General features: G+C 61.6%; 14 protein-coding genes. 8 read left to right on the forward strand and 6 right to left on the reverse strand.

The genetic code is table 11. The features are described 5' to 3' along the window. Positions 1-20: 20 nt before the first annotated feature. Together gmd and WDB88_RS15065 are read right to left on the reverse strand one after the other, a co-directional pair. Positions 21-1,049 (reverse strand): GDP-mannose 4,6-dehydratase, encoded by a 1,029-nt coding sequence (gene gmd / locus WDB88_RS15060; protein WP_330647075.1) that lies wholly within the window; start codon positions 1,047-1,049, stop codon positions 21-23. Between the two features lie 134 nt (positions 1,050-1,183). Then, positions 1,184-3,871 carry a DUF4214 domain-containing protein gene (locus tag WDB88_RS15065; RefSeq protein ID WP_339109635.1) on the reverse strand — a complete coding sequence of 896 codons (2,688 nt, stop codon included), beginning with the start codon at positions 3,869-3,871 and terminating at the stop codon, positions 1,184-1,186. A 256-nt stretch (positions 3,872-4,127) separates the two neighbouring features. On the opposite strand from WDB88_RS15065, the gene WDB88_RS15070 reads away from it, so the two are divergent. Further along, positions 4,128-5,105: a glycosyltransferase gene (locus WDB88_RS15070; protein WP_339109636.1), complete on the forward strand. Its 978-nt coding sequence runs from the start codon at positions 4,128-4,130 to the stop codon at positions 5,103-5,105. Between the two features lie 3 nt (positions 5,106-5,108). Here WDB88_RS15070 and WDB88_RS15075 read toward each other — a convergent pair whose 3' ends face one another. Further along, positions 5,109-6,146 carry a hypothetical protein gene (locus WDB88_RS15075; RefSeq protein WP_339109637.1) on the reverse strand — a complete coding sequence of 346 codons (1,038 nt, stop codon included), beginning with the start codon at positions 6,144-6,146 and terminating at the stop codon, positions 5,109-5,111. Positions 6,147-6,250: 104 nt separating this feature from the next. Between WDB88_RS15075 and cysD the strand changes: the two genes are divergently transcribed. From cysD to WDB88_RS15110, 7 genes are all read left to right on the forward strand, one after another. Next, a complete protein-coding gene (gene cysD, locus WDB88_RS15080) occupies positions 6,251-7,156 on the forward strand; it encodes a sulfate adenylyltransferase subunit CysD (protein ID WP_330647071.1) in 906 nt (301 codons plus the stop codon). Positions 7,157-7,219: 63 nt separating this feature from the next. Next, entirely contained in the window at positions 7,220-9,136 is a 1,917-nt protein-coding gene (gene cysN, locus WDB88_RS15085) for a sulfate adenylyltransferase subunit CysN (RefSeq protein ID WP_339109638.1), read from the forward strand. Between the two features lie 338 nt (positions 9,137-9,474). Then, complete coding sequence (locus WDB88_RS15090) at positions 9,475-11,076, forward strand: ABC transporter substrate-binding protein (RefSeq protein WP_339109639.1); 1,602 nt, start codon at positions 9,475-9,477, stop codon at positions 11,074-11,076. 64 nt (positions 11,077-11,140) lie between these two features. After that, the gene (locus WDB88_RS15095) at positions 11,141-12,148 is read left to right on the forward strand and encodes an ABC transporter permease subunit (RefSeq protein WP_339109640.1); all 1,008 of its coding nucleotides are present in this window, start codon (positions 11,141-11,143) and stop codon (positions 12,146-12,148) included. Beyond that, entirely contained in the window at positions 12,145-13,044 is a 900-nt protein-coding gene (locus WDB88_RS15100; RefSeq protein WP_339109641.1) for an ABC transporter permease subunit, read from the forward strand. Before WDB88_RS15095 ends, WDB88_RS15100 begins: the two co-directional genes overlap by 4 nt. A gap of 1 nt (position 13,045) precedes the next feature. Then, positions 13,046-13,882, forward strand: a complete 837-nt coding sequence (locus WDB88_RS15105; RefSeq protein WP_339109642.1) for an ABC transporter ATP-binding protein — start codon at positions 13,046-13,048, stop codon at positions 13,880-13,882. Beyond that, positions 13,879-14,715, forward strand: a complete 837-nt coding sequence (locus WDB88_RS15110; RefSeq protein WP_339109643.1) for an ATP-binding cassette domain-containing protein — start codon at positions 13,879-13,881, stop codon at positions 14,713-14,715. Before WDB88_RS15105 ends, WDB88_RS15110 begins: the two co-directional genes overlap by 4 nt. Before the next feature lie 14 nt (positions 14,716-14,729). On the opposite strand, the gene WDB88_RS15115 is transcribed toward WDB88_RS15110, so the two are convergent. The 3 genes from WDB88_RS15115 to WDB88_RS15125 are packed head-to-tail and all read right to left on the reverse strand — an operon-like array spanning position 14,730 to position 18,611. Then, positions 14,730-16,079, reverse strand: coding sequence for an aspartate aminotransferase family protein (locus WDB88_RS15115; protein ID WP_339109644.1), 1,350 nt, complete (start codon positions 16,077-16,079; stop codon positions 14,730-14,732). After that, complete coding sequence (locus tag WDB88_RS15120) at positions 16,076-17,140, reverse strand: phosphotransferase (RefSeq protein WP_339109645.1); 1,065 nt, start codon at positions 17,138-17,140, stop codon at positions 16,076-16,078. Before WDB88_RS15120 ends, WDB88_RS15115 begins: the two co-directional genes overlap by 4 nt. A gap of 49 nt (positions 17,141-17,189) precedes the next feature. Then, the gene (locus tag WDB88_RS15125; RefSeq protein ID WP_339109646.1) at positions 17,190-18,611 is read right to left on the reverse strand and encodes an amidase; all 1,422 of its coding nucleotides are present in this window, start codon (positions 18,609-18,611) and stop codon (positions 17,190-17,192) included. Positions 18,612-18,614 lie beyond the last annotated feature (3 nt).

Raw genomic sequence — 18,614 nt, forward strand, 5'->3', positions numbered from 1 at the left:
TGCCGCCGAGCGCGCCTGCCCTAGCGAAGCTGCCTTGCCTGCGCATCGTAATCGGCTTTCGCCATCATCATGGCGAGGCTGCGCACATCTGTTTTGGCCTTCCAGCCCAGTTCGTTACAGGCTTTCGAGGGATCCCCGAGCAACAGATCCACTTCGGCGGGGCGGTAGAATTTGGGATTGACCTGCATGAGGCGGCGCCCGCTGAGACGGTCGTAAGCGGCTTCCTGTGGCCCCTCTCCTTCCCAGATCACCTCCATATCCAGCGCTTCCCCGACATAGGTGAAGAAATCGCGGATGGTGGTGCTGGTACCGGTGGCCAGAACGAAATCGCCAGCATTTTCGCGCTGCAGCATCCGCCACATGCCTTCGACATAATCCCCCGCAAATCCCCAATCGCGCTTGGCTGCCATATTGCCAAGTTCCACCGGCGCATTGGCCCCATGCGCCAAAGCCGCCAGACCCATCGAGATTTTACGGGTGACGAATTCCTTGCCACGCAGCGGGCTCTCGTGATTGAACAAGATCCCCGAGGAGGCATGCATGCCGAAACTCTCGCGGTAATTGACCGTCATGTAATGGGCGAAGACCTTCGACACGCCATAAGGCGAGCGGGGATAGAAGGGTGTGCTTTCCAGTTGCGGAACGGCCCGGACCTCACCGAACATTTCCGAGGTCGAGGCCTGATAGAAACGGCATTCGGGGCGCAGGCTGCGCAAGGCATCGAGAATGCGCACCACGGCCATGCCGTCGATCTCGGCGGTGTAAACGGGAAGATCCCACGAGGCCCCGACAAAACTTTGCGCGGCAAGGTTGTAGAATTCATCCATCGGCACATCGCGGATAGTGCGGAAGATATTGTTGGAATCACTCAGGTCGAAATCATGGAAATGGACCTGATCTGTAATTCCCAGCGCATCAAGCCGTGCCATGTCCGGCTGTGAAATCCGCCGCACACCCCCATGAACTTCATAGCCTTTTTGCAGAAGGAGGCGGGCAAGATAGGCTCCGTCCTGTCCGGTCACGCCGGTGATAAATGCAGTCTTGGTCATTTGTCCCTCATTGAGAAATCTCAAGGATCAACCCGAAAGTGCAACATACTGAACGCTAGGGTAAGGATAGTTAACAAAAGCTTACTTGGGAACGGCTTTTCTCTTTCAGGTTGTCTTTTCTGGCCGAGGGGCGATCAGAACTGGCAGCTGTCATAATCGATTTCGCTGATCAATGTGTTGCGCAAGACCACCTCGACATCCTGATCGATGAAAATCGCATCATCCCCCTCTTGCGAGAACTGGGCACGGATATCCTCGATGCTTTGATAGCCAAAGCCTTCAAAAGACAGGCAATCCCAAGGTTGATAATCCACTACCAGATGCGTGCCCGGTGTGTCGGCGGAAAACACGAAGCGGTCCGCCATCATCCCGCCAAACAGGATATTGTCTCCCGCTCCGCCCTCAAGCTGGTTCCACTCGCCCTGATCGACCATCCAGTTTTTCAGCGGGTCCGCCATCTGTCGCGTAAATTCGCCGCTTTGCGAGAACCCTTCCACCACATCGGCGCGGCTCCAGCCCTGATCTTCCATCCGTGCGCACCAGTCGGCCAGCCCCGCCGAACCGGGTGCCCGCCCCAGAACGTTCTCGTAAAGCAGCGTGACGAAGGCTTCGTTGTCCAGTTGGCCATAGCTTTGCTGGAATTCGGTCGAATTGACGAAGCCGGAGACGACATCCTCAAAGGGCGTGCCCTGCGACAGGGCAGTGGTCCATGCGGTGATCCCCCCGAGGTCGGGCGCCCGTCCCAGCGTCGCTTGATAGAGGCGGAACACATCATCCACCCAGTCCGACTGATACCCCGCGCGCGACATGTCCAGAACCTCGGATTGCATGGCGCGGCTGAATTCGGTGCTTTCGGAAAAGCCCACCACCACATCGGCGCGGGTCGTGCCGTCCTGCGCAAGATAGGTCGTCCAGCTTTTCAGACCGGCGGCATCGGGGGCGCGCCCCAGCACGTTCTGATACAGCTGGGTGACGAATTGCGTGTCATTCAGCTCGCCGTAAGTGTCCTGAAACTCGGCAGAATCGACAAAGCCCTGCGCCACTTCGGTCAGCGTTTTCTCTCCGGACAGGATTTGCGCGGTCCAATCCAGATGGCCTTCGGCATTGGGGGCGCGGTCCAGAGTGGCCTGAAACAGCCGGACAACCTGCGCGGAGGCCGTATCGAATTTGCCCTCTTCGATCTCGCCCAGCAGAAGGTCATTGCCCTCTCCTCCCAGCAAGGTGTCGGCCCCGCGCCCGCCGGTCAGCGTATCCGCACCGCTATCCCCCTCGATCCAGTCATTCTGGGCCGTGCCGACCAGATGCTGCGGCCCGACCGTGAGACTGCTGACATCGACATGCCAGATATCGCGCAAATCGGAAATGTCGAAATCGGCGGCGCTCAGGCTTCTGCCATCTGAGGACATCACCGTAAGCGTTTCGCCCCCGATAGTGATCTGCGCCCCGCCCGTGATGGATTTTATCGTCAGCGCATCGACAGTGTAGAACCGCCCGATCTGGGACAGGTCGATCCGGTCGACCCCCACCTCGAAATCCTCGATCCGGTCGGTCGCGCCGTCTTTGGTGAAGACGAATATATCCGCCCCCGCCCCGCCCCACAGCCGGTCGGCCCCCGCGCCATCGGTCAGGATGTCATCGCCCGCCCCGCCCCTGAGCGTGTCCTTGCCGTCGCCGCCCATCAGCACATCATCCGCGCCGCCGCCCGTCAGGGCAGATCCTGCATCCTCGGCCAGCAAGGTCAGACCGGGATCGACCTCGACCCGATAGAGCGAGAGCGCCGCGACACCGCTTTCGGCCTCGCCACGCCCTGCCGCATACAGTCGCAATTCGCCGTCCACCACGGCCAGTTCCAAGGCCGAAGGGGCCTCCAGCGCCATGCCTGTGGTATCGGCCAGCGTTTCAAGATGGACCAGACGCCCGTCGGGCAGCAGGGTCATCAGACTTATGCCGTCATCACCGCCACCGGCCACCACATAGGCGCGCCCGTTGTGATTGATCGCCTCCAGAACGGTGAGTTGCCCGAAGCGCGTCGTGAGATCGTCATTGACCTGATCGGTGATGGTCAGCCGTCCATCCGCTCCCAGAGCCGCGACGGAGACAGAGCCCGATCCCTGCGCGCCGACCAGCACAAAGACCTGATCGCCCAGTGTAACCTGTGCCAGAGCCACCGGATCAGAGACGGCCAGCCCGTCATTCAGGTCAAGATCGCCTTTGGCGGTCACCTTGCCCGTATCGGACAGGCCATAGCAGTTCAGCGAGGGGGGCTGGCCCGAGAGCGCCAGAATATAGCTTGCCCCGTCGATTGTGACGGTTTCCAACGCTGTCAGGTTGCCCGCTGCGATATCGGCCCGTGCCGTCAGGGTGAGCCCGTTATCCGCGCCGACAGACCACACCGAGAACCCGCCCTGCGCGCGCCCTGCGCCCACCAGAAAGTTCTGGCCGCCCTGTGTGACGACTTCCAGTTGGTCGAGGGCGTCAAGGCTCCCGTAATCAAGCGTGAACGCCTGATTGAGCGTGCCATTATTGGCCACCCAATAGCCTGTGACGCCGCTGCTATAAGGCCCCGAGACCAGCAACGCGGCCTTTCCGTTCAGGTCGCAAAGCGCGATTTCGACAGATCCGGACAGGCCGGACCCGCTGGGATAGGCGGCCAGATCCAGCAGTTTGGCCCCCGTTTCGGCATCGCGCACAACGATGCCCCCTCCCTCGCCGGAGGCCTGATATAACAGGCTGCCATCCAGCGACAGCATCAGATCGTCGATTTGCGTCATGTAACGGCTGGTGCCAGAAGTCACCATGCCCAGATGCGTCAGATACCCCATCACCTTTATCCCGACCCAGCACGAGGCCATGACCAAGCGCCCGACCCCGTTTGTTCCCCACATTGCCAAACATGCAAACAAAGCCTGCCCGAAGCCGGATCAAAATGAGAACGAAACAAGGCTTTTCGCTTGGATTTTCGTCAAATGCGGTATGTCGGGACGGGGCTTGCGGCTGCCAGTGGCCCGCGCTCTGGCTTTGGGTCCGGCCCCGGATGTGCGCTGGACAAGCGCTGTGCCAAGGCGCAAAGATGGCCCCATGACCGGACCGCTGACTTCTCTTCTGACCTTTGCCCAGACGCCGCATGTGCGGATCATCATGGCGTGTCGTAACGGGGCCGCCTATCTGCCCGAGCAGCTTGCAAGCTTCGAGCGCCAGACCCACCGGAACTGGTCGCTTGATGCCAGTGACGACGGCTCGACCGATGCCACACGCGAGATTCTGGAAGCCTTCCGCAAGCGTCATCCCCAACAGGTGCGCCTCTTTGATGGCCCCAAAGCCGGCGTCGCCCCCGCCTTTCTGACACTGGCGGCACGGGCGGCCAAAGAGGCTCCGGAGGCGGTTCTGGCCCTGTCGGATCAGGATGACGTCTGGTCCAAGGTCAAGCTGGCCCGTGCCTTGCGCTGGATGAAACGCACAGGCGATCTTGGTCATGATCCGCTGGTCTATGCCAGCCGCACCATTCTGACCGATACCCGCCTGAACAAGCTGGGCCTGTCGCATCTGCACCGGCGGGGGCCATCTTTCCGTAACGCGCTGGTGCAGAATATTCTGGGCGGCAATACGCTGATGCTGTCGCCGCCCGCCGCCGCCATTCTGGCACAATCGGCGCAGGCGGCGATTGCGGCGCGGGTCTCCTATCATGACTGGTGGATCTATATCATGCTCTCCGGCGCGGGAGCCGAGATCTTCAATGATCCCAAGCCGACCCTCTATTACCGTCAGCACGGGTCGAACCAGCTTGGGCATCACGGGCCGGTGCGGGGGCGGCTCAAGCGGCTGGGCACGGTGGCCAAGCGCCATTATGCAGAGTGGCTTGATGCCAACCTGGCCGCACTCTGGGCCAACCGTCTGGCCTTGACCCCCGAGAATGACGCGCTGTTGACCCGCTTTGTCGCGGCGCGCAGAACAGGTGGCGGGGCCTATGCCCGTGCGCTGCGCGAGCTGAATATCCACCGCCAGACCCTGCAGGGGGACCGTGTGTTGCAGGTCATGGCCCGCACCGGACGGCTGTGACCGCTAGAACCATATCGCCCCGCCCAGCATCAGCCGCAAGACGCCCGTCTGGCCGCTGACCCCGAGTCGGGCGTAAAGCTGTTTGGAATAGCTGCGCGCCGTCTCGCGTGACCAGCCAAGCGCCTCGCCCGCAGCGTTGAGCGATAGCCCGTCGCACAGGCAGATCGCCAGCCGCGCCTCGTTTCGGGCCAGTCCGTAGAACTGCATCACATGATTTTCGCCAAGCTCGCTGGCCGCGCGGGATTGCCGCAGCAGCCCCAGCACCGACATGGCCGACGGATCGGCCCGCAGCACCAGTTGCAAGGGCCGCGCAAGCGACAGATCCAGCATCCCCGCAGTCCTGACCACCTCGCCCGATATCGGGGCGATCTGACCCAAGGTCGCACGGAACTGCCGCGCCAGATCGGGGGTGGCAAATTCCGGCCAGCCCTGTTCGGTGATGTGCAAAGCGGTGCCCTCCAGCCTTTGCGCCAGACCCTCGGACTGGGCCAGAACCCGCCCCGCCCCCGAAAACCGCAGCCAGAAACCGCCCAGATCCTGCCCGATCTGCCGTTCCTTCCGGGCGCGCAGCCGTTCGGCCTGAAGCGCCTGCCACGAGATCAGCGCCGGACCGAGATACGGGGCCAGACGTGTCAGCCCGACCCCGTCGCGGGCACGGAAATCGGTTCCGTGGCGGGCGACCCAGATCACGGCATGGCTGGTGGCATCCACCCGCCAGCGCAGAACCCTCAGCGCCATCTCGCCTGCCTGATAGGCTGGCAGGTCTGTCTGGCTATAGACCCGCTGGCTGCGCAGGCGTTCATAGGTGTCGCGCTCGAACTGCGGCACGGCATGGCCCCATGCCCAGCTTTGCCCCACCGCTGTCCCGCGCAGCTGGACAAGCCCCGCCCCGTCGCCGCCGCTCATTTGCGCCAGAGATTGCAGGAAATCCGGCCACAGATCACGCGCGGGGGACGTGCCCGTTTCGGCCACGGGCAGCTCTGTCACCCCCGAGGCGGCGGCAAAGAGTGATTTGAGAACAGTCTCTTCGCTATAGATCACGGCAGCGTTTCCAGAAAAAACCAAATACCCCCCATATGGGAGGTTCGCGACCAAAGTGACAGGCTTACCTCTGGTGTCAACACGAAGTTTGACCAGAGACCATCATGACCAAGACATCTCTTACCCATCTTCAGCGGCTGGAAGCCGAGAGCATCCATATCCTGCGTGAAGTCGTGGCCGAGGCGGAAAACCCCGTAATGCTTTACTCCGTCGGCAAGGACTCGGCGGTCATGCTGCATCTGGCGAAGAAGGCCTTCTACCCTGCGCCGCCGCCCTTCCCGCTGCTGCATGTGGACACCACGTGGAAATTCCGCGCGATGTACGAGCTGCGCGACAAGGCGGCAAAAGATGCGGGGATGGAGCTTCTGGTCTATCAGAATCCCGAAGCCAAAGCCAAAGGCATCAACCCCTTCGACCACGGCTCGCTGCATACCGATATGTGGAAGACCGAAGGTCTGAAACAGGCGCTGGACAAATACGGCTTTGACGCGGCCTTCGGTGGCGCGCGCCGCGACGAGGAGAAATCCCGCGCGAAAGAGCGTGTGTTCTCCTTCCGCACCGCCCAGCACCGCTGGGACCCGAAGAACCAGCGCCCCGAGCTGTGGCGCCTGTATAACGCCCGCAAGAACAAGGGCGAGTCGATGCGGGTCTTCCCGATCTCGAATTGGACCGAGCTGGACATCTGGCAATATATCCACCTTGAGGGCATCGAGATCGTGCCGCTGTATTTCGCAGCTCCGCGCCCGACGGTCGAACGCGATGGCATGATCCTGATGGTGGATGACGACCGCTTCCGCCTGAAAGAGGGCGAAGAGCCGGTGATGCGCTCGGTCCGTTTCCGCACGCTGGGCTGCTACCCGCTGACCGGCGCGGTCGAGAGCCAGGCCACCACGCTGCCGGAGGTCATTCAGGAAACGCTGCTGACCACCACCTCGGAACGTCAGGGCCGTGCGATCGACCATGATCAGGCCGCCTCGATGGAGAAGAAGAAGCAGGAAGGCTACTTCTGATCGCTTTTGGCTCGGGCCGGAAGGCCCGCCTTTCTCCGGATATAAGAATTCAGGTGCACGCACATGACCACCCAAACCAATGACCCGATCTATAAGACCGACGCGCTGATCGCGGAAGATATCGACCAGTACCTGCAGGTCCACCAGCATAAGACCATGCTGCGCTTCATCACCTGCGGCTCGGTCGATGACGGGAAATCGACGCTGATCGGGCGTCTGCTCTACGATAGCAAGATGATCTTCGAAGACCAGCTGGCGACGCTGGAAGCCGATTCCAAACGTGTCGGCACCCAGGGCCAAGAGATCGACTTCGCGCTTCTGGTTGACGGTCTTGCCGCCGAGCGCGAGCAGGGCATCACCATCGATGTGGCCTACCGCTTCTTCGCGACCGAAAAGCGCAAGTTTATCGTCGCCGATACCCCCGGCCACGAGCAATATACCCGCAATATGGTCACTGGCGCCTCGACCGCCGATCTGGCCGTAATCCTGATCGACGCGCGCAAGGGCGTGCTGACCCAGACCAAGCGTCATTCCTATCTGGTGAAACTGCTGGGCATCAAGAATGTGGTGCTGGCGGTCAACAAGATGGACCTTGTGGGCTATAGTCAGGAAACCTTCGACAAGATCGTGGCCGATTATACCGAATTCGGCAAAACCATCGGGCTGGAAGATTTCGTGCCGATGCCGATTTCGGGCTATAAGGGCGACAATATCACCACATCGTCGGACAATATGCCGTGGTTCACCGGCACGCCGCTGCTGCCGCATCTGGAAACCGTCGAGATCACCTCGTCGCATGAGCCTGTCGATGCGCCGTTCCGTATGCCGGTGCAATGGGTGAACCGTCCGAACCTCGACTTCCGCGGCTTCGCGGGGCTGATTGCCTCGGGTCGTGTCAGCCCGGGCGATGAAATCCGCGTGCTGCCTTCGGGCAAGACCTCCAAGGTTGCGAAAATCGTTACCTTCGAGGGCGATCGCGAAGAGGCGATTGCCGGTGAAGCGGTTACCCTGACGCTGGAAGACGAGATCGACTGTTCGCGCGGGCAGGTCATTGTGGCGGCGCAAAGCCCGCTGGAAGTGGCCGACCAGTTTGAATCCACCATCATCTGGATGGACGAGGAAGAGATGATCCCCGGTCGCGCCTACTGGCTGAAGATCGGCACCCAGACCGTTTCGGCCACCGTTCAGGCGCCGAAATACGAGGTGAACGTCAACACGCAGGAGCATCTGGCAACCAAGACGCTGGATCTGAACGCGATCGGCGTGGCCAATATCACCACCGACCGCGAGATCCCCTTTGCGCCCTATGAGGAAAACCACGACCTTGGTGGCTTCATCCTCATCGACAAGATGACCAACCAGACGGTCGCCGCCGGTATGCTGCATTTCGCGCTGCGCCGCTCGACCAATGTGCATTGGCAGGCCACCGATATCTCGCGCGAGAGCCATGCCGCGATGAAGAACCAGAAGCCCGCCGTGCTGTGGCTGACGGGTCTGTCGGGCTCGGGCAAATCGACCATCGCCAATATCGTCGAGAAGAAGCTGGCGCGGATGAACCGCCACACCTTCCTTCTGGATGGCGATAACGTGCGTCACGGGCTGAACAAGGATCTGGGCTTCACCGAGGCCGACCGGATCGAGAATATCCGCCGCGTGGGCGAGGTCGCCAAGCTGATGACCGATGCCGGTCTGATCGTGATCACCGCCTTCATCTCGCCCTTCCGTTCGGAGCGCGACATGGTGCGCTCCATGATGCAGCCGGGCGAGTTTGTCGAGGTCTTCGTGGATACGCCGCTGGAAGTGGCCGAAGAGCGCGATGTGAAGGGTCTCTACAAGAAGGCCCGTTCGGGTCAGTTGAAGAACTTCACCGGTATCGACAGCCCCTATGAGGCGCCTGACAATGCCGAGCTGCGCATCGACACCACCGAGATGACGCCGGAAGAGGCCGCCGATCTGATCATCGCGCGTCTGATTCCGTAACAAACGGTTTTCATGCCGGTTCTCTGCGCCCCGCCTTGATCGGCGGGGCGTTTTGCATGCAAAACCGCCTTTTCCGCCCCGATATTCTGGTCACAGCCGCGCGAGCGCCGTGTGAAAATTTCAGATATCCCGAGCGATCAGCAAGTTTTCACCATTCCGCCGAAATATCCCGCAATATAAGTTTTTGTTCTCTTTTACGTGACGATGAATGCTTGGAATGGCTTGTCATATCGAATTTTGCCGATACCTTCTTCCATGTTTTACCGGATAGTCAAAATTCCGGAAGACCGGATGGCCTTCACAACCGAGGCCCTCCGATGTGACAGAGAGGGGAAATCATGTCGAAGATGACGCGTAGCCTTTTGGCTGCTTCTGCACTCATGCTCGGGCTTTCGGCACCGGCATTCGCGAAAACTTTTGTCTATTGCTCGGAAGCCTCGCCCGAAGGCTTCGATCCCGCGCCCTATACCGCTGGCACGACCTTCGATGCCTCGGCGCATCCGGTCTTCAACCGTCTGGTGGAGTTCAAGAAGGGCACGACCGAAATCGAGCCGGGTCTGGCGACCTCTTGGGATGTGTCCGATGACGGCCTGACCTACACGTTCCACCTGCGCCCCGATGTGAAGTGGCAATCGGTTCAGGGCTATACGCCCACCCGCACCATGAATGCCGATGACGTGATCTTCAGCTTCGACCGTCAGGGCAATGCCGAAAACCCGTGGCATGACTATCTGCCCGGCATAACCTATGAATATTACTCGGCGATGGAGATGGCCGATCTGATTTCCTCGATCGAGAAGGTCGATGATCTGACGGTCAAGATCACCCTGACCCGTCCCGAAGCGCCCTTCCTCGCCAATCTCGCCATGCCCTTCATGTCGATCGTGTCGAAGGAATATGCCGATACGCTGGCCAAAGACGGCAAGCAGGCGCAGTTCAATCAGGTGCCCGTGGGCACCGGCCCGTTCCAGTTCGTGGCCTATCAGCAGGATGCCGTCATCCGTTACAAGAAGAACCCCGATTACTGGGGCACCGCGCCCAAGATCGATGATCTGGTCTTTGCAATCACTCCCGAGGCCTCGGTGCGCCTCCAGCGCCTGCAGGCCAATGAATGCCAGCTGATGCCCTATCCCTCGCCCGCCGATCTGGAGGCGATCAAAGCCGATAGCAATCTCAAGCTCGATAGCCAGCCGGGCCTCAATGTGGCCTATCTGGCCTATAACACCACCGTGGCGCCTTTTGATAAGCCCGAGGTCCGCAAGGCACTCAACATGGCGATCAACAAGCAGGCGATCATCGATGCGGTCTTCCAGGGCGCGGGCGAAGTGGCGAAAAACCCGATCCCGCCGACCATGTGGTCCTATAATGACAGCATTCAGGACGATCCCTATGATCCCGAGAAAGCCAAGCAGATGCTGGCAGATGCGGGGGTGAAGGATCTGGATATGGAAATCTGGGCGATGCCCGTCCAGCGCCCCTATATGCCCAATGCGCGGCGCACCGCCGAACTGATGCAGGCCGATCTGGAAAAGGTGGGCGTGAAGGCGTCGATCGTCTCCTATGAATGGGGCGAATATCTGAAACGCTCCACCGATCCGGCGCGTAAGGGTGCGGTGATCATGGGCTGGACGGGTGACAATGGCGACCCCGACAACTTCATGGGCGTGCTCTTGAGCTGTGCGGCTACGGGCGATGGGGGCTCGAACCGTGCGCAATGGTGCAACAAGGATTTTTCGGATCTGATCACCAAGGCCAAAACCACCACCGATCAGGCCGAGCGCACCAAGCTCTATGAACAGGCGCAGGTGATCTTCAAGGATCAAGCGCCTTGGGACACGCTCGCGCATTCCACCCAATATGTGCCGATGCGGAAAAATGTCGAAGGCTTCGTGATGAGCCCTCTGGGCGATTTCACCTTCGAGACCGTCGATCTGAAATAAGCCTCGCGTCCATCCATATCGGGCGCGCGGGCAGTTTCCGCGCGCCCCATTGCAAGGCGATGACATGATCCGATTCTTCCTGAACAAACTTCTCTATCTGGTGCCGACGCTGATCGGCATCACGATTGTGGCCTTCGGCTTTGTCCGTGTGCTGCCGGGTGATCCGGTGACTTTGCTTGCGGGCGAAAGGGGCATCACCCCCGAACGCCATGCCCAACTGGCCGCGCAACTGGGCTTTGACCGCCCTGTATGGGCGCAATATCTCGACTTCCTCTGGCGGCTTCTGCATGGTGATTTCGGCAATTCGATCGTGACGAAAAAGCCGGTGCTGGATGAATTCCTGCAGCTATTTCCCGCAACCGTGGAACTATCGCTTTGTGCGATCCTCCTCGCCACGCTGATCGGCGTGCCGGTGGGAGTGCTGGCGGCCGTCAAGCGTGGCAGCTGGTTTGACCAGATCTCGATGACCACCGCCCTTGTCGGCTTTTCCATGCCGATCTTCTGGTGGGGGCTTTTGCTGATCATCTTCTTCTCGGGGACCTTGGGCTGGACGCCGGTTTCGGGGCGGATGTCGCTGATGTTCTTCTTTGACACGCCCACGGGCTTCATGCTGATCGACAGCCTTCTGTCGGGGCAGGACGGCGCGTTCCGTTCGGCGCTCTCCCACTTAATCCTGCCCTCCGTGGTGCTGGGCACCATTCCGCTGGCGGTGATCGCGCGGCAGACCCGTTCCGCCATGCTGGAGGTGATGGGCGAGGATTATGTCCGCACCGCCCGCGCCAAGGGCCTGACGGGGCGTCGCGTCGTCATGGTCCATGCGCTGCGCAATGCGATGGTGCCGGTGGTGACCACCATCGGGCTGCAGATCGGGCTGTTGATGGCGGGCGCTATCCTGACCGAGACCATCTTCAGCTGGCCCGGAGTCGGGAAATGGATGATCGATTCCATCTCGCGCCGTGATTATCCGGTCGTGCAATCGGGTCTTCTGCTGATTGCGGGCGTCGTGATGGTGGTGAACCTGATCGTCGATCTGACCTATGGCCTCATCAATCCGAGGATCCGTCACAAATGAGCACAACTCTCCAGATGACCGACGGCCAGATCCGTCGCAAGATGATCGCGGATTTCTGGCATGATTTCCGCCGCAACAAAGGCGCTGTGGTGGGGCTTTGCGTCTTTGCGCTGATGGTGCTGGTGGCGGTTTTCGCGCCGCTTCTGGCCCCGCATGACGCGGCCACGCAATATCGCGATGCGCTTCTGGTGCCGCCCTCATGGGCCGAGGGCGGGCGGCCAGAATTCCTGCTTGGCACCGATGCCGTGGGGCGCGACATGCTCTCGCGGCTGATCTATGGCTCGCGCTATTCGCTGTTCATCGGCGTGGTGGTGGTGCTGGTGGCGCTGTCGGGCGGGATCATCCTTGGCCTTCTGGCGGGCTTCTTTGGCGGCTGGGTCGATACCGTCATCATGCGGGTGATGGATATCATTCTGGCCTTCCCCTCGCTTCTTTTGGCACTCGTGCTGGTGGCAATCTTGGGGCCGGGGCTGACCAATGCGATGATCGCCATCGCCATCGTCTACCAACCGCATTTCGCGCGCCTCACCCGCGCCGCCGTCATGGGCGAGAAATCGCGTGATTATGTGGTGGCGGCACGGATGGCGGGTGCAGGGCCTGTCCGGCTGATGTTGAAAACCATCCTGCCCAATTGCCTCGCTCCCCTCATCGTGCAGGCGACGCTGTCGTTTTCCTCCGCCGTGCTTGATGCCGCCGCCCTAGGCTTTTTGGGGATGGGCGCACAGCCGCCCTCGCCCGAATGGGGCACCATGCTGGCAGAGGCCCGCGAGTTCATCTTGCGGGCATGGTGGGTGGTCACCTTCCCCGGTCTGGCGATCCTGATCTCGGTCTTGGCGATCAACCTGATGGGCGACGGTTTGCGTGATGCCCTCGACCCGAAACTGAAACGGAGCTGATATGGCACTTCTGGATATCAAGAACCTGACGGTCAGCTTCGCCACCTCCTCGGGGCCGTTCAAGGCCGTGGACGGGATCGACACCCGCGTCGATGCGGGCGAGGTGCTGGCCATCGTGGGCGAGAGTGGCTCGGGTAAATCGGTCTCGATGCTGGCGGTGATGGGGCTTTTGCCCGACACCGCCACCGTCACCGCCGACGAGATGAGTTATGACGGGCGCGATCTCTCGCGCATGTCGAAGGCCGAACGCCGCAAGCTGATTGGGCGCGAGATTACGATGATCTTTCAGGAACCCATCGCCTCGCTCAACCCCGCCTTCACGGTTGGCTTCCAGATCGAGGAGGTGCTGCGCCTCAACAAGGGCCTGAGCAAACGCGATGCCCGCGCCGAGGCCATCCGTCTGTTCGAACAGGTGGGGATCCCCGAGCCCGCCACCAAGATTGACGCCTATCCGCATCAGATGTCGGGCGGGCAATGCCAGCGGGTGATGATCGCCATGGCGATTGCCACCGGCCCGAAACTGCTGATCGCCGACGAGCCGACCACGGCTTTGGATGTGACGATCCAGAAGCAGATCCTCGATCTGTTGATGGAGTTGCAGGAGGCGCATGGGATGGGGCTGATATTGATCACCCATGACATGGGCGTGGTGGCCGAAACCGCCGACCGCGTGATGGTGCAATATAAGGGGCGCAAGATGGAGGAGGCCGATGTGCTCTCGCTTTTCGAGGCGCCGCAGCATCCCTACACGAAGGCGCTTCTCTCGGCGCTGCCGGAACTGGCCACGGGCGACCGGCTGCCTACGGTCTCGGACTATTATACGGAGGAAGGCGCATGACCACAGTCGTTGCAGGGCGCGGCCTGACGCAGGATTACCATGTGTCAGGCGGCATGCTTGGCCGCGCGAAGACCGTGCGCGCCGTGAAAGGTGTCGATTTCGCCGTTGAGAAGGGCAAGACGCTGGCCATCGTGGGCGAGAGTGGTTCGGGCAAATCGACACTCGCGCGGATCATCGCTTTGATCGATGCGCAATCGGGCGGCAGCCTTGAGATTGGCGGTCAGGCTGTCGATATCTCGAAACGCAAGCCTGACCATAAGTTGCGCTCGATGGTGCAGATGGTGTTCCAGAACCCCTATGGGTCGTTGAACCCGCGTCAGAAAGTGGGCGATTGCCTGACCGAGCCTTTGTTGCTGAACACTCGGCAATCTGGTCCCGAGCGGCGCGAGAAGGCGGAGGCGATGCTGGAGAAGGTCGGGCTGCAGGCCGCGCATTTCAACCGCTATCCCCATATGTTCTCGGGCGGGCAGCGCCAGCGGATCGCGATTGCGCGGGCCTTGATGCTGAACCCCGAGCTTCTGGTGCTGGATGAGGCGGTTTCGGCGTTAGATCTTTCGGTGCAGGCGCAGGTTTTGAACCTGCTGTCGGATCTGCAGGAGGAGCTGGGGCTGACCTATGTGTTCATCAGCCATGATCTGTCGGTTGTGCGCTATATCGCCGATGAGGTCATGGTGATGAATAAGGGCGAGGCGGTGGAGCAGGCCTCGCGCGAGGCGATCTTCACCGACCCGCAGCACCCTTATACTCGCCAGCTGTTTGCGGCGACTCCGGTGACCGATCTGGCGGCAATCCGGGCGCGGGTGGCGCGCAGGAAGGCCCGCGCGCCCGTGTGATTAAACCGGTGTGATCAGATCTCCTTCAGCGCAGCTTCAACCGTGCTGAGGAGCCGGTCCACATGAGAGCTATCAAAGATCAGCGGCGGGCGGATTTTCAGGATATTCGCCCCCGGCCCCGTCGAGGAAATCAGCACGCCTTTCTTGCGCATCAGGTTGACACAGGCGGTGGCCGTTGCGGCGTCATGGGTCTTGGTGGCGTGGTCGGTCACGAACTCGCAAGCTACATACATGCCCACCCCTCGCACATCGCCGATGCGCTCGTCCTTCAGGCTGCGCAACCCGTCGCGGATGGCATCGCCCATACGCACGGCATTGGCCAGCAGGTTATCCTCGCGGATCGTGTCGAAGACGGCGCGGGCTGCGGCGATTGCCACCGTATTGCCGCCGAAGGTGTTGAAATAGCGCAGGTCCTGCCCGAAGGGGGCCACCACATCATGGCGGACCGCGATCCCCGCCACCGGAAAGCCATTGCCCATCGGTTTGCCCATGGTGACGATCTCGGGGTCGATGCCCAGACGCTGATAGCCCCACATCGCCTCGCCCGAGCGGCCAAAGCCCGATTGCACCTCATCGGCGATCATGATGCCGCCATGCGCGCGCACCACCTCGGCCACGGGTGCCAAAAGGCCCTTCGGATCGGAGTAAATGCCATCGGAGGAAAACAGGCTGTCGGCGATGAAACAGGCGATGCCGTCGCCATGGCGCTCCAGATCCTCGATCTGGGCTTTGACCTCGGCGGCCATCTGCGCGCCCAAAGTCTCCACATCACGGCGGTAGCTATCGGGGGCGGAGACACGGCGCACCCATGTGCCCAAGGGCGATTTCGTGCCCAGCGAGGGCGAATAGCCCGCCGTCAGATGCGAGGTGCCGTGATAGGCCTCGGAGGTGATGATCACCCCGCGCTTGCCGGTCTTATGCATGGCGATACGGGTGGCCAGATCATTGGCCTCCGACCCCGTGCAGGTGAACATCATATGGCCATTGGCCGCGATCTGCCCGCCGAATGTCGGCAGCATTTCCTCGGCCAGATCAAGGATACCGTCCTGCACATAGCGGGTATGGGTGCAGAGCTTCCCCATCTGCGCCGAGACCGCCTCGACCACGCGGGGGTGGGCATGGCCCAGTGAGACCACATTGTTATAGGCGTCCAGATAATCGCGGCCATCAGGGGCATAAAGATAGGCGCCCTCGCCACGGTCAACCGTCAGGGGCTCTTGATAGAACAGCCGATAGGCAGGGCCAAGCAGGCGGCTGCGGCGGTCGATACGGTCTGCCAGCGCGGGGTCAAGATTTGCCGCCTTGGACGGATCGAACCCGTTGACCATACCGATGACAGGCTTGTCGAGGGTATCTGTATTCATGAGAAACTCCGGAGGGGGGCACGCAGGATATCCTCGACCTCAGCGGTCGGGCGCGCCAGAAACCATTGAAGCTGCGCCCAGCTGGGCGCGGCTTTGCGTAGGATATAGGGGGCGTTCTCGGGCATGAGGGCCGCGCGATATTGGGTCATCACCGCCCGCACCAAGACCCGCGCCATGACCATATGGGGCACCATGGCGAGGTCTGTTTTGGCGATGGGCGCAACCTCCAGATAGCCCGCAAGCACCGGATAGGCGGGGGCGAAAATATCCTGATCGGGGGTGAAATCGGTCAGGATCTGCCCCATCATCGCCACTGCCAGATCAATCGCCACCGCCGATTCCACCACATCGCCGAAATCGATGACCCCCGTCAGGCGGCCCGTTTCGGGATCGGCCACGATATTCGAGGCGTAGAAGTCATTATGCACCACCTGACGCTCTAGCGCGGGGATGCGATGCGCGACCTCTGCCAACCGCGCGAAGGCTTGGCCCGCAAGTGCGTGATGGTCCGGGGGCAGGTCGACCTCGGCCAGCAAGGGCCGCAGGCGCATCACATGCTGTACATCCCAGACCAGCTCACGGTTTTGCGCCGGATGGGTGAACCCCGAAAGCGCCAGCCGCAATTCGCCCAATACCCGCCCGATCTCGGGCAGGGTCTCGGGGCGGGCGTCCATCATATCCAGAGGCGTGCCTTCGACAAAGCTAAGCAGCCGGTAGAACCGCCCCGAGGCAGGCTCGCGTAGCATCCCCTCGCCCGAGATCGCACGGATCAGCCGCGGCGCGGGGCGAGCGAAATGCACGGCCAGATGATCAAGCACCGCATTCTGCAGCTCCAGCTCGGCTTGCGCTTCATCGGGATTGGCGATCTTCAGGATATAGCGGGCGTCCGGCGCGCTGATCAGATAGGTGTCGTCCTTTTCGGTCTCAAGCCGCTTCATCGCGCCCGAAATACCATAGGTCTTCTGGCAGAGCGCTGCCGCCTCTTCGGGGCCGATACGGGTGAACCGTGTGGCCAAACCACCCTGCCCTGCAAAGGCAAGCGCGTCCTTCAGGTCTGTCATATCACTCTCCGGCTGTGGCCCGCCCCTGAAAGGGACAGGCCAGAGGCTATCAGCTGCGCGGAGCATCCACAAACGGCGTCGGATGGGCTGCCTGATAGGCCGCCGCCAGCGCCAGAACCACCTCATCCTCGAACCAGCGGCCGACGAATTGCAGACCGATCGGCAGGCCATCCGCATCAAAGCCGCAGTTCACCGAGACGGCAGGCTGTTCGGTCATATTGAACGGATAGGTGAAGGGCGACCAATCCGTCCATTCGGTCATGCCGGAACCGGGCGGCACATCGACACCTGCCTCGAAGGCGGTCAGCGGCATGGTGGGCAGCATCAGCGCGTCATAGCGTTCATGGAACTTCGCCATGGTCACCTTCAGCTGGGCGCGGATCTGGTCGGCGGCGATGAAATCACGCGCGCTCAGCAGGCGGCCCTGTTCGGTGATCGACACGAAACCGGGGTCCATCTTGGCAATCTGCTCAGGCGTCGGGTTCACCTGCTCGACCGCCCAAGCCTGAGCTGCATACCACAGATCCAGAAGCGCCTGCTGCGGGCTTGCAAACCCCGGATCTGCCTCTTCGACAATCGCACCCAGATCGGCCATAGCCTTTGCGGCACGGTCCACGGCCTCGGCCACGGCAGGGGCCACGGGGGCGCCATCCAGCGTACGGGCATAGGCGATACGCATCCCCTTGATCGACCGGCGGGTAGCGGCTGCGAAATCGGGCACCTCCTTAGGCGAGCGGCCATAAAGCGCATTCACCGAAGGCCCCGCCACCGCATTGAGGAACAGCCCGCTATCTTCGACCGTACGGGTCAGTGGACCACGATGGGCCAGTTCAAACAGCCCCGTGGGCGCGGTCGAAGGCACCCAGCCGAAGGTCGGCTTGATCCCGAAGACCCCGCAGAAGGACGACGGAATACGGATCGAGCCCGCCCCGTCCGACCCTTCATGCAGCACCCCCATATTCAGCGCCGCCGCCACAGCCGCCCCGCCCGAGGACCCGCCCGAGGCGCGCGCGGTATTCCAAGGGTTGAGCGTATTGCCGCCCTCCGGCCCATGGGTCAAACCCTTCCAGCCGAATTCCGGCGAGGCAGTAGTGCCCAAAATCGGCGTGCCGGCCTGACGCAGCTTGGTGACGATTTCCAAATCGGTGGGCGACGGCTCTTTCTCGCCCAGAACCGAGCCCTTGCGGAAGGGGATGCCCTTCACGCGGGTCAGTTCCTTGATGGTGGCAGGCACCCCGTCGATGGGCGAGAGCGGCGCGCCCTTGGCCCAGCGAGCCTCGGAGGCGCGCGCCTCGGCCAGCGCCTCTTCGGCCACCACATGGACGAAGGCATTGACCGCGCCATCGAATTTCGCGATGCGGTCAAGCGAGGCCTGCACCGCCTCGACGGGCGAGGCCTCTTTGGCGGCATAGGCGCGGGTCAGTTCGGTGGCGCTCATCTCGCCCAGATCGGTCTTGTCGATCACGTCCATTGC

This window comes from Thioclava sp. GXIMD4216 (assembly GCF_037949285.1).
GTDB classification, from domain to species: domain Bacteria; phylum Pseudomonadota; class Alphaproteobacteria; order Rhodobacterales; family Rhodobacteraceae; genus Thioclava; species Thioclava litoralis.